We start from the raw sequence: 15,869 nt of genomic DNA on the forward strand, positions 1-15,869 counted from the left end.
GACTTTTAAATTGCGATTCACTTTACAAATAGGCTATTTAACAAAAAAATAAGTGGGTATGTGGGTTTTTTTTACTAAAATTGGGCAATTTTTTACATCAAAAATTATGAAAAATAAATTTTTTGCAGTTATGTTCTTCGTAATTGCTTCGATTTCAGCTTTCGGGCAACAGCAATTAACGTTAGAAGAAATTTGGGGTGGTGCATTTCGAGCTAAAGGAATGGAAGAACTCAACGCCATGAAAAACACCAATCAATATACGGTTTTAAATTTTGATCGAAAAACCAATTCCGCTCAAATCGATTTATACGATTTTGCGACATTGAATAAAGTGGCCACTTTATTAGATTCTAAAAATTTCCCAGCTTTACAAGGAATAGATAGTTATACTTTTAGTAAAGACGAAAAGAAGATATTAATAGCCAACAACAGCGATCAAATTTTTCGTCATTCATTTGTAGCGGATTATTTTATCTACGACACCACATCTAAATCGTTAACTAAACTGGCTGACTATAAAGTTCAGGAGCCTACTTTTTCTCCTGATGGAAGTAAAATTGCGTATGCTTATCAGAACAATATGTATGTTTATGATTTGACATCCAAAGTACATACACCAATTACTTCAGATGGGAAGAAAAATGCGATCATCAATGGAGTAACGGATTGGGTATACGAAGAAGAATTTTCTTTTGTAAGAGCTTACGATTGGAATGTGGGTTCTGACAAGATTGCTTTTATTCGTTTTGATGAAACCGAAGTTCCTGAGTTTTCTATGGACATGTACAATCAAGGGTTGTATCCAACGCAAAACGTATTTAAATATCCAAAAGCAGGAGAGAAAAATGCTTTAGTGTCTTTGCATATCTATGATATTAAATCAGGAAAATCTCAAAAGATTAACTTAACTTCTTATAATGATTTCTACATAGCACGCATCAAATGGACTAACGATGCCAATACGTTGAGTGCACAGGTATTAAATCGTCATCAAAATAATTTGGACCTTTTGTTTGTTGACGCCAATTCAGGAACAACTAAAATTGTTTTAAACGAAAAAGACAAAGCGTATGTTGATGTAACTGATAACTTGACTTTTTTGAAAGATAACAGTTTTATCTGGACTTCTGAAAAAGATGGTTTCAATCATATTTATCATTACGATAAAACAGGGAAACTTAAAAATCAAATTACCAAAGGAGCTTGGGAAGTAACCAACTATTATGGTTTTGATGATAAAAATGGTATAGTATACTACCAATCGGTAGAAAATGGTTCTATTAACCGCGATGTGTATTCTATTAAATTAGATGGAAGCGGTAAAAAACGATTAACTCTTCAAACGGGTACTAATAATGCAACGTTTAGTCCAAACTTTCAGTACTTCATAAACTCATATTCAAGTGCGAAAAACGCAACAAAATATACACTAAATAACTCTAAAACAGGAAAAGAGATAAAAGTAATTGTTTCAAATGAGGAATTAGAGGCTAAGCTTCAAAAGTATAATTTACCTTCGAAAGAATTTTTTGAGTTAACAACAGAAAAAGGGCATAAATTAAATGCTTGGATGATTAAGCCAAAAGATTTTGATCCTTCTAAAAAATATCCGGTATTTATGTACCAATATTCAGGGCCAGGTTCTCAACAAGTAGATAATGCTTGGAATGGTACCGATGATTATTGGTTTATGATGTTAGCACAACAAGGTTATATCGTTGCTTGTGTAGATGGAAGAGGTACAGGTTATAAAGGTGCTGAATTTAAAAAATGTACGTACAAAGAATTGGGTAAATACGAAGTAATCGACCAGATTGATGCGGCTAAAGTATTCGGAACGTATTCGTATGTTGATAAATCTAGAATTGGTATCTTTGGCTGGTCATACGGAGGATTCATGGCTTCTAACTGTATTTTTCAAGGAGCCGATGTTTTTAAAACCGCTATTGCAGTAGCACCGGTGACTTCTTGGAGGTATTATGATAGCATCTATACAGAGCGTTACATGCAAACACCACAAGAAAATGCAGGGGGTTACGATAACAATTCGCCAATCAACCACGTAAGTAAGTTAAAAGGTAATTTCTTATTGATTCATGGTACGGCTGATGATAATGTGCATGTACAAAATACTATGAAAATGGTAGAAGCTTTAGTTCAGGCGAACAAGCAATTTGATTGGGCTATTTATCCAGATAAAAATCATGGAATCTACGGAGGAAAAACTAGACTTCAGTTGTATACCAAAATGACCAATTTTATTAAAGAAAAACTATAATTTTTAATATTTACTAACCAAAAACAAATATATGAGCGAAATTTCAAAACAAGGACATCCTAAAGGATTGTACTTCCTGTTTTTTACAGAAATGTGGGAGAGATTTAGTTATTACGGAATGAGAGCTATCTTCATTCTTTTTATGACTAAAGTGTTATTAATGAAAGATGCAGAAGCATCTGAAATCTACGGAAGTTATACCGGTTTGGTATATCTAACACCCTTATTAGGAGGTTATTTGTGTGATAAATTTTTAGGAAACAGAAGAAGTATTGTTATCGGAGGATTGTTAATGGCAATTGGTCAGTTCTTCATGTTTTTTAGTGCTTCAGTAGGAGCAAATGGAGGAGTTTCTTTAATGTGGATGGGATTAACAGCAATTATCATAGGAAATGGATTCTTTAAACCGAACATTTCTACAATGGTAGGTCAGTTATATCCTGCTAATGATAGAAGAATTGATAGTGCTTTTACTATTTTCTACATGGGAATCAACCTTGGTGCATTTTTCTCGCCATTAGTTTGTGGTTCTGTAGATTTTAAATGGGGATTCTTCATTGCTGGAGTTGGTATGTTAATTGGATTGGTAGCTTTTGTTTTGTTCCAGAAAAAATATTTAATTTCTGAAGAAGGAAAAGAAATTGGATTACCTGTCAAGAAATTAGATGCTAAAAGTATAGCAATGATTATTGGTTCTATAGCGATTATTTTCTTCATGTTGAATTTCAAACAAATGTTCAAGAGCGATGTAGATATTATCAGTTACTTGATTTATGGAGCAATGATCCTAATGCCAGTTTTAATTTTAACAGACAAGAGTTTGACTAAAGTAGAAATGCAACGAATCATTGTGATTTTCATTTTAGCATTTTTCGTAATATTCTTCTGGGGAGCTTTTGAACAAGCAGGAGCTTCACTAACATTGTTTGCCGATAGACAAACAGACAGAAATCTTTTCGGATGGGAAATGCCAGCTTCTTATTTCCAATCGGTGAATCCATTGGCGGTTATTGCTTTAGCACCATTGTTTTCTATTATCTGGGGTTTTTTGTATATTAGAAAGTTAGAGCCTTCATCTCCTAAAAAAATGGCCATCGGTTTGACTTTGGTAGCGTTAGGATATCTTGTAATCGCTATTGCAGTGAAAGGTTTAGGAATGGAAGATAAAGTTTCTATGTGGTGGTTAATTGGTTTATACATTATTCATACTATGGGAGAATTGTGTTTATCGCCAATTGGTTTATCAATGGTTTCTAAGTTAGCTCCACTACGTTTATCTTCTTTAATGATGGGGACATGGTTTTTGGCCAATGCTGCTGCTAATAAATTTGCAGGAACATTAAGTGCTTTAATTCCTCCAACACCAGAAGCAGGATCAACAGAACCTATAGCTTATCCTTCATTCTTAGGATTTCAAATCACTAACTTATACGAGTTCTTCATGTTATTCATCGTAATGACTGGGGCAGCAGCAGCTATCTTATTCGTATTGAGTTCTTGGCTTCAGAAAATGATGCACGAAGGACACAAAGAAGGTGTTGATTTATCGGTTGAAAACAGATAATTCCATTTTAAAATAATTTCATATCTTTCAAGCCTGTAACTTAGTTGCAGGCTTTTTTAATTATAAAGAATTGAATTATGTGGAAAAATCATCCTAAAGCTTTACCTTTTTTATTCTTATCTGAAATGTGGGAGCGTTTCGGTTATTATTTAATGATTGGTATTTTTACCTTATACCTTAAAGATGTAGAAACCGGTTATGCCATGACCGAAAAAGAAGCATCCGATTTATACGGAACATTCATTGCCTTAGTTTTTCTAACTCCGTTTCTGGGAGGTCTAATAGCCGACAGATATTGGGGCTATAAAAAATCGATTGTTATAGGAGGGCTTCTAATGGGTATAGGTTATATGCTGATGGGAGTTCACGATAAAACGGTTCTTTACGTGGCCATGACCTTAGTAATTGTGGGTAACGGATTCTTTAAGCCGAATATTTCAACATTGTTGGGTAATTTTTATTCGGAAGAGAAATACAAAGCACAAAAAGACGAAGGATACAACATTTTCTACATGGGGATTAATATCGGTGCCTTTGTGTGTAACTTCTTCGGTGCTGTTTTTGAAAATCTTTTCGGATGGACTGCTGCCTTCATGGTTGCCGGAGTGGGAATGTTTATTGGTGTTTTGGTATTTGTGTTAGGGACAAAACATTATGGAGATAAGGTGGAAAAAAAGGGAGTACAGCCTGGAGATATGCCTTTCTCTAAAATTGTGATGTTTATTTTGTTACCATCCGTAGTTTTTGGATTCATCGGTTGGTTAATTAAAGGAGTAGCTTCCGATGCGAATCCAGATGCTTTTATTTTCGGTTCGGATAGCACGGATGCTTTTATTTTTGCTTGTATTCCGGTAGTATTGTTTTATTCTAGTTTGTATTTCAAAGCAAAAGAAGAAGACAAAAGACCTATAGGGGCGTTATTGGCTATTTTTGCTGTAGTTATTTTGTTCTGGGGAGTATTCAAACTGAACGGTTCTGCCTTAAACAATTGGGGTGATAAATATACTGATAGAGAAGTAACCGGTGTGGCAAAAACGATCACGGATAAAATTTATCTAACCAAGGAATTAACCTATTCTAAAGACTCTGTTGCGGTTTACGATGAGGCTTTCCGAATTAAAAAAGAAAATGGGGAAGTAGTAAAAGAAGTTAACTACCCATTATATTTCAGAAATGTTGCTAAAGACAAACTTCCAGAAGAAGGAAATACAATTTCGGTTTGGGCTTCCAATTTAAGTCAATCTATCAATCCTTTTTGGGTTATCGTATTAACACCTTTGGTAGTAGCCTTTTTTACCTTTTTAAGAAACAGACAAAAAGAACCATCAACACCAACAAAAATTGCTTTTGGATTGTTAATTTCAGCTTTGTCTGTATTAGTAATGATTTTTGCAGTTAAAGCAGGAAGCAACGGTTCGGAAAAAGTAAGCGTATTTTGGTTATTTGCTAACTACGGAGTAATTACTATAGGTGAATTGCTTCTTTCTCCAATGGGATTGTCAGTGGTTTCAAAATTAAGTCCTGCCAACATTACTTCATTAATGATGGGCGGATGGTTCCTATCAACCTCTATTGGAAATAAATTATCGGGAGTGTTAGCCTCAATGTGGGATTCTTACGATAACAAAGAGGATTTCTTCTGGATTAATTTTGGATTGTTAATGTTTGCGACTTTATTGATGTTTGCTTTGCTAAGAAGCTTAAATAAAGTTATGAAAGAAAAAGGAATCAACTAAGATGGCTATTACGATAGAAGAAATACAAGGTTTTAAAGGTAAATACCCCAAACAATTATGGTATTTGTTTTTCAGCGAGATGTGGGAACGTTTTTGTTTCTACGGGATGCGCGGAATGCTGACTTATTTCATGGTGTATCATCTAATGATGGACAGCAAGCAAGCCAACTTGCAGTACGGAGCCACTCAAGCTTTTGTTTATGCATTTACTTTTATTGGAGGCTTATTTGCGGATAAAATTTTAGGTTTTAGAAAGTCTTTGTTTTGGGGTGGTTTGTTGATGATTTTAGGAAGTGTCCTTTTGGCTATTAATCCCAAAGAGTTTTTCTTTTTAGGGATTAGTTTCAATATTATCGGAACAGGTTTCTTTAAGCCGAATATTTCTTCTATGGTCGGAATGTTATACAAAGAAGGAGATGTTAGAAGAGACGCTGGCTTCTTATTGTTTTATTCTGGAATTAACTTAGGTGCTTTCTTGGGAGGTTATGTGGTAGCTGTTGGAAAAGGAACATTGTTTGGAAGTTTTGTGCCTCAGGAATATACTTGGAATTTTGCTTTTGGACTAGCTGCTGTTGCAATGACAATTAGTTTGTTGACGTTTTTATTTACTCGAAAAAAGTTAGCGACTATTGGTCTCTCTCCTTTGGAGATAAATGATCAAGGAAATTCAAAAAAATGGATTGAATATTCTGTATACATTGGAACTTTTGCCATTATCCCATTGATTATGATTATGGTTTCCAATACGGATTATACTAATTATTTTATGTATGCCATTGGACCATTCAGTTTGTTGTATTTGTTTTATGAAATGACAAAGAATACTGTTGCTGAGAATAAAAAATTAATAGCAGCTTTATTCTTTATCTTGTTTTCAGTTGTTTTCTGGGCTATTTTCGAACAAGCCGGAGGTTCTTTGAGTTTGTTTGCAGCGGAGAATCTTAGCGATAAATTACTTTGGTTTTCTGCCGACCCGAATGCTGTCAATAACTCTGTCAATTCATTTTTTGTAATTGTTTTTGCACCAATTATTGGTATTTTATTTATTGCCTTAAGCAAAAGAAAATTAGAGCCCAACTCAATGGTTAAATTTGGCTTAGGCTTTTTATTGTTAGGAATTGCTTTTTATTTGTTTTATACTATCCGATTAACAGCTTCACAAGAAGGTTTAGGTTCATTAAACATCTTTGCTGTTGCTTATTTGGTAGTCACTTTTGCAGAATTATTCCTTTCACCGATTGGTCTTTCACTAATGACAAAATTATCGCCTTATCGCCTACAGGGATTAATGATGGGAATGTGGTTTTTAGCCAGTGCTTATGGTCAATACGTAGCGGGCTTGTTTGGAGCGAGTATAACTCCTGAAGATACCGATTCAAAAATGCAAAAAATGATTACTTACACAGAAGGGTACAAAGATTTTGCTCTATACGCTATTATATCGGGTATAATCCTTATCGCAATAGCTCCCTTGATTAAGAAATTGATGCAAGAAGTAAAATAATTTTGTAATTTCGGCATTGTTTTTGAAGTACAGAACATAAAAAATGAATGATGAAAAAGTTACTTTTAGCCTTTTTTTTGGTTTTAGGAGTATTTACAGTAAATGCGCAGGAAGTACGTTGGATGTCGTTAGATGAAGCATTGGCTAAACAAAAGAAAAATCCAAAGCCTATTTTTCTGGAAGTATGTACAGATTGGTATTCTCAATGTAAAATGTTTGAGAACAATACACTTCAAAATGCTGAAGTTGCCGACTTTATAAACCGCAATTATTACGCTGTAAAGTTTAATGCAGAAGGAAATTCAGTTGTGCATTTTAAAGGAAATAGTTTTAATAATCCAAATTACGATCCCAATAGAAAAGGTCGAAATAGCGCCCATGAATTAACCTCCTTTTTGAAAGTTGAAGGATATCCATCCATTTATATTATTGGTAAAAATGGAGAAGTTCAGGAAAAAACGACTGGGTTCAAATCGTCAGAAGAATTGTTGAAATTTTTGAAATAAAATAATGAAAAATTTAAAATACCTCTTATTATTACTACCCGCTCTTCTTATTTTTAGTTTTACTGAAAATGTGAAACCGGTAGAGAGCCTAAAGTGGCATACTAATGTAAAAGAAGCTGCTGCGGTAGCGCAAAAAACTAATAAACCGATGCTTTTGTTTTTCACAGGAAGTGATTGGTGTGGTTGGTGTATTCGTTTGCAAAAAGAAGTTTTCAAAACTCCAGAGTTTGAAAAATGGGCTACTGACAATGTAGTGTTGGTAGAATTGGATTTCCCAAGAAGAGTACAACAAAGCAATGAGTTGAAAATGCAAAATGCACAATTGCAACAAGTGTTTGGCATTAGAGGGTATCCAACAGTTTGGATCGTGAAAGCTAAAAACAATAATGGCAATATCAATTTTGAGCAGTTAGGCAGTACAGGATATGTAGCAGGAGGACCTAATGCGTGGTTAGCAGGAGCTAATCAGATGGTAGCAAAATTTGAACCGTATACCAAAAAAGAACAACAAGATTCTAAGAAGTCTAAATAATTCTTAATTAAAATTTATAGAATCCCTTTTCATAAGTACTATGGAAAGGGATTTTATTTTTGACACAAGTCGCTTTCCATGTCAAGATAGAACTTTTGTAATTCGAAGCATCGGCGATTATCATTTCTGGTTGTTGGGATTGCAACAGCCTTTCGAGATTTATTTTTGGAGCATGTGAAAGGATAATGATATCGGCCTTTTCCAAGGGTTGGAAAATTGCAGATTCGTCAATCACCAATATTTTTTTATTTTCAAAATACATACAATTATTCAAAGGTTCTTTGATGATAGTAGAACAAAAATTAGCTGTAGCATACGTTTGTATCAATTTGTCTTCAAAACTGTTTTTAACAATGGTGTCTCGACTCAGTAATCTAATGGTATTTCCTGTTTTTTGTGCTATCATTGTTTTTTGCAAAGCATTAAACACTATGAATTCAGAGTTAGTCCTGCTGCTCCATACCGTGGATAAATAGACTATTTGGAAAGCAATAATATTGGACAATAACCAAACGATTTTTTTAAAACTAGGTTTTCTACATACAATTGTTCCGCTTATTATTATTGCGTAGCCAAGGATCATCAAGGAAAAATTCAAAGGAATTTCAGTCCAAATAAAGTTTTCTATTGAAGCAACCCAATGGATAAATTGATTCATGTAGGTTATCGCCAGTTCCAAGGGTTTTGTCAGTAGCTCAGGTGTAAAGTTGAAAAAGGCCAATAATACAACAACAGTTCCCAAAGACATAATTCCAACCAAAGTAGGAATAAGTACTATATTAGTGATAAAGAAGAGCCCTGGGAATTGATGAAAATAGTAAATACTCAAAGGAAGAGTGCCAATTTGAGCGGCAAAAGACACCGTAATAATGTCCCAAAAGTATTTTATAATACTGTTTTTTGGGTGCCATATTCTTGAAAGTGCAGGTTGTAACCAAAGAATGAAAAATACTGCTAAGTAACTCAATTTAAATCCGATATCGAATAAAAAGAAAGGATTAAAAAGTAGTATCAAGAACATGGAGGCAATGATAGTATGAAATGGATTGGTTGCCCTATTGATGAAGTTACCAATAGCTAGAAAACTGAACATAGTCGCCGAGCGAACCACTGAAGGAGAAAGTCCTGCGATTAATGCAAAAAGCCAAAGCGATAACAAAATGAGGATAATTCGTGTGGTATTACCAGTTTTTGTGTTAGGTAATGGTTTTAGCAAAAGTGTAACAAAAAGCATAATGAATCCCACATGCAGTCCGGAAACGGATAAAATATGTATGGCTCCGGCAAATTGATAATCTTTTAAGATTTCAGAGGAGATGTCTTGTTGCTGACCTAATATTAAAGCGAGTACAATGGCCAATTCGTCTTTCTTGAAACCGGAATGGGCTAAGTTTTCAACGATAGTGTTACGAAATTGAGAAGTATAATACCAAATGTCTTTTGAAATCCGATTACTGACTTTAATTTGACTGCTTTCTGTGAAAATCTGAGCGTATATTCCTTTGGTTTCTAAATAATGACCGTAGTTAAATTGATTGGGGTTATTGGGTTTGAAATTTGACACGAGTTGGTCTTCAATTCGTATGATATTGCCCGTTATTAGATCCTTTTGCTGCGGTTGCTTCCGTATGTTCAAGATTGCTTTTCCGCGGGATATTTGTCCTTCAATTTGGGCTATTTCAATTACATAGCGGTTGTATTTTTCTGTGTTTTTAAGTTTATCAATTACGGTAGCCTCAATGGTTGTGGTTCTTTCTAAATTTCTGGGGTTTTGAGTGTAATGATTTTGTTTCAGGTTATCTTTATGAATGATTATCGAATGAATTCCGAAACTAAAAAAAAGAAAATATAAAGCTATCGAAAACCATTGGTTGTTTTTTAGTTTTCGATGATTTGTGATGAACACAAAACTAAAAAGAGATATAGCAACCAGTAAAATTACCAGATCTATGGTAAATGGAATGGTTAGATAGTAGGAAAACAAAATCCCTAAAACAAACCAAAAGGTGACTCTTACTATTGGGAATTGAAGTATCTTCATGAGGTTCAAGATACTAAAAAAATGTAAGAATAAAAGTCTTAATTTAGGATTCTATTGATTTGTGCAAAAGATTGACTAAAATAGGGTTCTTTGGTAGAAGAAATCATAACTCCTTTAGAAGTAGAGGAATGCAAAAATTTAATTTCGTTCTCTACTATTTCAACGATCAATCCAACATGGTTGATACTATTTTTTCCATTGGTTTTGAAAAAGATCAAGTCGCCTTTTTGTGCTTCTGATTTTTTTATTGGCTTTCCAGAAGAGGCCATAGCTGTGGAGGTTCTAGGTAGAGCAATATCAAATTCGTTAAAAGTGACTTGTATTAGTCCAGAACAATCCATTCCGGTTTTAGTGGTTCCGCCTGCCCGATAAGGAGTTCCTAAAAAAGTAAGTCCTTTGCGAATTAATCCTTCTGATAGTTGTTTCGAATTATTTTTGGTAAAAGAATCGTTTTTGTAAATACCTGATTTTTGCGCCTCAGATTTAGAGGTGATAATTTTAGAAGATGTTTTACAACTCACCATTACTAGAACGAATCCTAATAATATCAGAAAGGATTTTACACTCATTAGTATTCTTTATAATCCGTTAATATTTTGATTTCTTAAATGAGAAACGATTAAATGGGCCGTTTTATCGCTGGCACCCGCACCTCCTAATTTCTGTTCTAAAAGATCATACTGCGCTAATAGAGTATTACGAGAATCGGATTTTAGTATTTTGGTTAATTCTTCTTTGACTCTTTTAGAATTGCAATCGTCTTGAATCAATTCGGTTACTACTTCTTGGTCCATGATAAGGTTTACCAACGAAATGTATTTTAAGGTAATGATTCGTTTGGCAATCTGATAAGAAAACCAATTTCCTTTGTATAAAACGACTTCAGGAACTTTAAATAAAGCGGTTTCAAGCGTAGCTGTACCCGAAGTTACTAAGGCGGCATGAGCGACACTTAAAAGATCGTACGTTTTGTTTGAAATAAATTTAACTTGACTTTGAGTTAAAAAGGGTTCGTAAAACGAATATTCCTGACTCGGGGCACCCGCAATAACAAATTGGTATTCCGGAAAGTCATTCACCACCGAAAGCATAACCGAAAGCATCTTGGTAATTTCCTGTTTTCTACTTCCTGGCAATAAAGCAATGATAGGTTTATCGGATAGTTGATGTTCTTTCTTAAAAAGATCTGTATCTGTCTTGGTTCTGTTTTGAATAGCATCAATCAGAGGGTGACCTACGAATTCAACCGGGTAGTGGTGTTTCTTTTCGTAAAAATCCTTTTCAAAAGGTAAAATAACATACATTTTGTCTACATCTCGTTTAATCGCTTTGATTCGGTTCTCTTTCCAAGCCCATATTTGAGGAGAAATGTAGTAGTGTGTCTTAATGTTAAGCTCTTTGGCCCATTTGGCTATGCGCATATTGAACCCCGGATAATCTATAAAAATGATTACATCAGGATTGAAGTCGATAATATCTTTCTTGCAGGTTTCTATATTTCTTAAGATGGTGCGAAGATTCAATATTACTTCGGCAAACCCCATAAAGGCTAAATCGCGATAGTGCTTTACCAAGCTTCCTCCGACACTTTGCATTAAATCGCCTCCCCAAAAACGAATTTGAGCTTGCGCATCCTCTTTAAAAATACCTTTCATTAAATTGGATCCGTGTAAATCTCCCGAAGCTTCTCCGGCTATGATGTAATATTTCATTTTAAACGAGTAAGGTTAGAACTGTAAGCAAAATAGTAGCCAAAACGACACCACGAGCCATTAATTCTTTATTTAATTTTAATAATGCAAAAAAAGCAATTAAATTCAAAACAGCACCAATGGCAATGATTTTTCCTAAGTAGCCTAAAGCTTTATAACTTTCTATGCCTTGCATAAAATCAAAATCGGTAAACAGTAGGAAAAATAAAAAAATACCTAAAAAAGTGGTTGCAAAACCAATAAGTACACCAATTAGTAAATCTGTTTTTTTCATAAATTCCAAGTATTCAGTTGTTGTATAGCATGATGTGCAGTCAAATCAAATTGAACGGGAACAATAGAAATGTAACCATTTTTTAATGCCCATTCATCAGTATCTTCTCCTTTGTCTTCGTTGACAAATTCTCCAGATAACCAATAATATTCTTTCCCAAAAGGAGAAACACGTTTATCGAATTTCTCTTGATATTTAGCTCGAGCTTGTCGGCAAATCTTGATGCCTTTAATTTCTTCTCTTTTAAGTTTTGGAAAATTCACATTCAGAATCACACCGTCTGGAAGGTTGTTCGATAATACTTCTTCGATAATTTTTTTAACAAATGGTCTGATCTGCTCAAAATCCGCTTTCCAGCTGAAATCCGCCAGTGAAAATCCTATAGAAGGAATACCTTCAATCCCTGCTTCAATAGCCGCACTCATGGTTCCGGAATAGAGGATATTAATGGAAGAGTTGGCTCCGTGATTAATCCCAGAAACACATAAATCGGGTTTTACTTTTAATATTTCATTTTTAGCAATTTTCACACAATCAGCAGGAGTTCCCGAACACATATACTCGGTAATTTGAGTATTGTCGGATTCTATTTTATGAATCTGAAGTGTGTCGTTTACCGTAATAGCATGACCCATAGCGCTTTGAGGGCTATCTGGTGCCACAACAACAATTTCTCCTAACTCTTTTACAATATCGATGAGGGTTCTGATGCCTGGAGCGTTTATTCCGTCATCATTTGTTACTAATATTAATGGTTTTTTCATTTGGGTTTAGGTTCAAAAAAGTAAGGCTAAAATAAGCATTTTTATATGTAAGTTCTTAATTTTATAGCTTTAACAAATAATTATGTTGTCCCTATTTTTTTGGCATAATTTTTTCACTACATTAGTAACCGTTATGAATGCAATTTGGATTTTTATGAAAAGAAATTATAGAATTTTAATAGCAGTTGTTGCTATATCGGCTACTCTATGGAGTTTTATGCCGAAAGCCCAACAACAAGACCCAGAGAAAGATAAAATGCTCTTGGATTTAATTTCCATTGTCATCGACAATGCGCATTATAGTCCTTCTCGAATGGATGATCAATTTTCTAAGGGTGTTTATGATGATTTTTTAGACGCTGTTGATCCTTCTAAAAGATTTTTCATACAATCCGATATTAATGAGTTCAAGCCCTACGAATTTGAAATAGACGACATGATTAAAAATCGTGACCTTACCTTTTTCAATTTAGTGTATGATAGATTACAGAAGCGCATGACTGAGGCTAAAGTGATTTATCGTGCTTTGAATGATTACCCCTATGATTTTACTGTAGATGAAACAATAAACATTGATTCGGATAAACTTTCTTTTGCAAAAAATTATACCGATTTAAAAAATAGATGGCGTTTGCAGATGAAACTTTCTGTTTTAGCCAATCTGGTAGACAAACAAAAAATTGAGGACGACAAAAAAGCAAAAGATCCTTCTTACACCCCGAAAACGTTCGAACAATTAGAAAAAGAATGTCGTGAGTCTACTTCTAAGTCTTTGGATGAATATTTCGAATTTGTAAATGAATTACAAAAAAGCAATTGGTTCGAGATTTATATAAATTCAATAGTAACACAATACGATCCTCATACATTCTATTTTGCTCCTGAAGAAAAAGAAAAATTCGACATTAGTATGAGTGGAAAATTAGAGGGGATAGGGGCTCGACTACAAAAGAAAAACGATCATACTGAAATTTCTGAACTAATTTCTGGTGGTCCAGCATGGAGAAGTAAGCAGTTAGAAGCGGGAGATATTATTCTAAAAGTGGGTCAAGGTGCTGCCGAACCTGTTGATGTAGCCGGGATGCGTTTGGATGATGTAGTTAAAAAAATTAAAGGACCTAAAGGTACCGAAGTGCGATTGACTGTAAAGAAAGTAGATGGTTCTATTCATGTGATTACACTCAAAAGAGATGTGGTTGAAATTGAGGAAACCTATGCAAAATCAACCATTGTAGATAAAAATGATAAGAAATTTGGGATTATTTATTTGCCTAAATTTTATATCGATTTTGAAAATGACGACAATCGCGATGCAGCAAAAGATGTGGCTGCTGAGGTAGAAAAACTTAAAAAAGCTGGTGTACAAGGAATTGTAATTGACTTACGTGATAATGGTGGAGGTTCTTTAAAAACAGCGGTAGATATTACAGGTTTGTTCATTAACAGTGGTCCTGTAGTACAAATTAAGTCATCAAACGGAAAAAGAGAAGTATTAAATGATCATGATTCTAAGGTGCAATGGGATGGACCATTAGTAGTAATGCAAAATAATTTTTCAGCTTCTGCTTCCGAAATTTTTGCAGCGGCCATTCAAGATTATAAACGTGGAATTGTTTTGGGTAGTAAGCAATCTTATGGTAAAGGAACAGTTCAGAATGTAATTGATTTAAATCAAATTGTAAAAAATAATACTTTTGGAGATTTTGGTGCTTTGAAAACCACAACTCAAAAATTTTATAGAATTAATGGTGGATCAACGCAATTGGAAGGTGTAACAAGTGATATTGCTTTACCAGATCGTTATTCTTACATCAAAATTGGAGAACGTGATGCTAAGAATGCAATGGCTTGGGATAAAATAGAGCAAGCGCCTTATCAACCTACAAAATCTATTTTAAACTATGAGACGGTTATTAGTAACAGCCAGAAACGCGTCGCTGCTAATCCTCAGTTTAAGTTGATTGATGAGAATGCGAAATGGATTAACGATAGAAAGGAAGACAATGTAGTGAGTCTTAGTTTAGATAAGTACAAAAAAGAAGTAGCTGCTATTGAAGAAGCTACTAAGAAGTATAAAGCGATTACTAGCTATAAAAACAATTTAGATTTCAAATCATTACCAGACGAAATTCAGCAGTTTAAAACCAATTCAGATTTGGCTCAAAAGAGAAAAGAATGGCACGAAACCTTAAGTAAAGATGCCTATATTGATGAAGCTTTGAATGTATTAGGTGATATTAAAAGTAATTTTGTAAATAAGGAACCGATGGCTAAGTCACCAAAGACAAAGTTATTAACGAAATCATAAGTAATTAAAAATCTAGGTTTGTAAATAAAATAAAAATGGGGTTATAAACCCCATTTTTGTCTTTATAATTTAGAAGCTTTTTTCTCAGCTTTCTTAACTTTCTCTTTTTGCTTGGCTGATTTTTCTCTTAATTTTTCAATTTTTTCTTGTCTTTTTTCGATATCTTCAGGTGATAATTTTCCTTTCTTTTTATCTTTTTCTAATTTCTTAATTTCTTTTTCTATGTCTTCGTTAATATCTTCTTGTTTGTCTTTTGCATCGCTCACTTTTTCATGAGCATCAGCAACTTTTTTTCTATCTTTCTCATATTCTTTGCGTTCTTTCTCCGCTTTTTCTCTCTCTTTTTCCAATTTTTTTCTTTGGGATTCTATTTCTTTAAGTCGCTTTTCTTCAGCTTCCACTTTTTTTTCTTGGAGCTTTTCTGCTCTTTCTTTTTCCCTTTCAGCATTTTTTCTAGCTTTTTCTGCTTCAATTTCTGCAAGGTGTGCTTTTCTTTCCGCTTCTTTTTGTGCTTGTAGCTCTGTAGCTTTTATCTTAGCTATAGAATCATGACGTTTTTGTTCCATTGGTTTTTCCGCTTCCTGAGCTACTACCGAAAAACCTATAAAAAATGATGTGAGGGTTAGGATTAATTTCTTTTTCATGGATGT

General features: G+C 34.1%; 13 protein-coding genes. 7 read left to right on the forward strand and 6 right to left on the reverse strand.

The genetic code is table 11. The features are described 5' to 3' along the window. The first annotated feature begins 106 nt into the window (after nt 1-106). The 6 genes from NAT50_RS08105 (at nt 107) to NAT50_RS08130 (ending at nt 8,120) form a co-directional block, all read left to right on the forward strand. A complete protein-coding gene (locus NAT50_RS08105; RefSeq protein WP_250592739.1) occupies nt 107-2,278 on the forward strand; it encodes a S9 family peptidase in 2,172 nt (723 codons plus the stop codon). Nucleotides 2,279-2,309: 31 nt separating this feature from the next. Then, entirely contained in the window at nt 2,310-3,842 is a 1,533-nt protein-coding gene (locus tag NAT50_RS08110) for a peptide MFS transporter (RefSeq protein WP_250592740.1), read from the forward strand. A gap of 77 nt (nt 3,843-3,919) precedes the next feature. Continuing rightward, nucleotides 3,920-5,578, forward strand: a complete 1,659-nt coding sequence (locus NAT50_RS08115; protein ID WP_250592741.1) for a peptide MFS transporter — start codon at nt 3,920-3,922, stop codon at nt 5,576-5,578. Nucleotide 5,579: 1 nt separating this feature from the next. Beyond that, nucleotides 5,580-7,082 carry a peptide MFS transporter gene (locus tag NAT50_RS08120; protein ID WP_250592743.1) on the forward strand — a complete coding sequence of 501 codons (1,503 nt, stop codon included), beginning with the start codon at nt 5,580-5,582 and terminating at the stop codon, nt 7,080-7,082. Between the two features lie 50 nt (nt 7,083-7,132). Further along, the gene (locus tag NAT50_RS08125; protein WP_250592744.1) at nt 7,133-7,588 is read left to right on the forward strand and encodes a thioredoxin family protein; all 456 of its coding nucleotides are present in this window, start codon (nt 7,133-7,135) and stop codon (nt 7,586-7,588) included. A gap of 4 nt (nt 7,589-7,592) precedes the next feature. Next, nucleotides 7,593-8,120, forward strand: a complete 528-nt coding sequence (locus tag NAT50_RS08130) for a thioredoxin family protein (RefSeq protein WP_250592745.1) — start codon at nt 7,593-7,595, stop codon at nt 8,118-8,120. 7 nt (nt 8,121-8,127) lie between these two features. Here the strand turns inward: NAT50_RS08130 and NAT50_RS08135 are convergent, their stop codons facing one another. The 5 genes from NAT50_RS08135 to surE are packed head-to-tail and all read right to left on the reverse strand — an operon-like array spanning nt 8,128 to nt 12,911. After that, on the reverse strand, nt 8,128-10,161 hold the full coding sequence (locus tag NAT50_RS08135; protein ID WP_250592746.1) for a ComEC/Rec2 family competence protein: 2,034 nt from the start codon (nt 10,159-10,161) through the stop codon (nt 8,128-8,130). Between the two features lie 38 nt (nt 10,162-10,199). Continuing rightward, on the reverse strand, nt 10,200-10,730 hold the full coding sequence (locus NAT50_RS08140; RefSeq protein WP_250592747.1) for a C40 family peptidase: 531 nt from the start codon (nt 10,728-10,730) through the stop codon (nt 10,200-10,202). Between the two features lie 9 nt (nt 10,731-10,739). Beyond that, the gene (lpxB, locus tag NAT50_RS08145; RefSeq protein ID WP_250592748.1) at nt 10,740-11,873 is read right to left on the reverse strand and encodes a lipid-A-disaccharide synthase; all 1,134 of its coding nucleotides are present in this window, start codon (nt 11,871-11,873) and stop codon (nt 10,740-10,742) included. Between the two features lies 1 nt (nt 11,874). Beyond that, the gene (locus NAT50_RS08150) at nt 11,875-12,147 is read right to left on the reverse strand and encodes a hypothetical protein (protein WP_250592749.1); all 273 of its coding nucleotides are present in this window, start codon (nt 12,145-12,147) and stop codon (nt 11,875-11,877) included. Continuing rightward, nucleotides 12,144-12,911, reverse strand: a complete 768-nt coding sequence (gene surE / locus NAT50_RS08155) for a 5'/3'-nucleotidase SurE (protein ID WP_250592750.1) — start codon at nt 12,909-12,911, stop codon at nt 12,144-12,146. The genes NAT50_RS08150 and surE overlap by 4 nt, the downstream gene beginning before the upstream one ends. 133 nt (nt 12,912-13,044) lie before the next feature. On the opposite strand from surE, the gene NAT50_RS08160 reads away from it, so the two are divergent. Then, the gene (locus NAT50_RS08160) at nt 13,045-15,219 is read left to right on the forward strand and encodes a carboxy terminal-processing peptidase (protein ID WP_250592751.1); all 2,175 of its coding nucleotides are present in this window, start codon (nt 13,045-13,047) and stop codon (nt 15,217-15,219) included. 62 nt (nt 15,220-15,281) lie between these two features. On the opposite strand, the gene NAT50_RS08165 is transcribed toward NAT50_RS08160, so the two are convergent. Next, nucleotides 15,282-15,863 carry a hypothetical protein gene (locus NAT50_RS08165; protein ID WP_250592753.1) on the reverse strand — a complete coding sequence of 194 codons (582 nt, stop codon included), beginning with the start codon at nt 15,861-15,863 and terminating at the stop codon, nt 15,282-15,284. Nucleotides 15,864-15,869 lie beyond the last annotated feature (6 nt).

The organism is Flavobacterium luminosum (assembly GCF_023635005.1).
Lineage (GTDB): Bacteria > Bacteroidota > Bacteroidia > Flavobacteriales > Flavobacteriaceae > Flavobacterium > Flavobacterium luminosum.

What these genes read in the sequence shown, in the direction of transcription:
- NAT50_RS08105 (WP_250592739.1), top strand. Translation starts at nt 107, where the DNA reads ATGAAAAATAAATTTTTTGCAGTTATGTTCTTCGTAATTGCTTCGATT.
- NAT50_RS08110 (WP_250592740.1), top strand. Translation starts at nt 2,310, where the DNA reads ATGAGCGAAATTTCAAAACAAGGACATCCTAAAGGATTGTACTTCCTG.
- NAT50_RS08115 (WP_250592741.1), top strand. Translation starts at nt 3,920, where the DNA reads ATGTGGAAAAATCATCCTAAAGCTTTACCTTTTTTATTCTTATCTGAA.
- NAT50_RS08120 (WP_250592743.1), top strand. Translation starts at nt 5,580, where the DNA reads ATGGCTATTACGATAGAAGAAATACAAGGTTTTAAAGGTAAATACCCC.
- NAT50_RS08125 (WP_250592744.1), top strand. Translation starts at nt 7,133, where the DNA reads ATGAAAAAGTTACTTTTAGCCTTTTTTTTGGTTTTAGGAGTATTTACA.
- NAT50_RS08130 (WP_250592745.1), top strand. Translation starts at nt 7,593, where the DNA reads ATGAAAAATTTAAAATACCTCTTATTATTACTACCCGCTCTTCTTATT.
- NAT50_RS08135 (WP_250592746.1), bottom strand. Translation starts at nt 10,161, where the DNA reads ATGAAGATACTTCAATTCCCAATAGTAAGAGTCACCTTTTGGTTTGTT.
- NAT50_RS08140 (WP_250592747.1), bottom strand. Translation starts at nt 10,730, where the DNA reads ATGAGTGTAAAATCCTTTCTGATATTATTAGGATTCGTTCTAGTAATG.
- lpxB (WP_250592748.1), bottom strand. Translation starts at nt 11,873, where the DNA reads ATGAAATATTACATCATAGCCGGAGAAGCTTCGGGAGATTTACACGGA.
- NAT50_RS08150 (WP_250592749.1), bottom strand. Translation starts at nt 12,147, where the DNA reads ATGAAAAAAACAGATTTACTAATTGGTGTACTTATTGGTTTTGCAACC.
- surE (WP_250592750.1), bottom strand. Translation starts at nt 12,911, where the DNA reads ATGAAAAAACCATTAATATTAGTAACAAATGATGACGGAATAAACGCT.
- NAT50_RS08160 (WP_250592751.1), top strand. Translation starts at nt 13,045, where the DNA reads ATGAATGCAATTTGGATTTTTATGAAAAGAAATTATAGAATTTTAATA.
- NAT50_RS08165 (WP_250592753.1), bottom strand. Translation starts at nt 15,863, where the DNA reads ATGAAAAAGAAATTAATCCTAACCCTCACATCATTTTTTATAGGTTTT.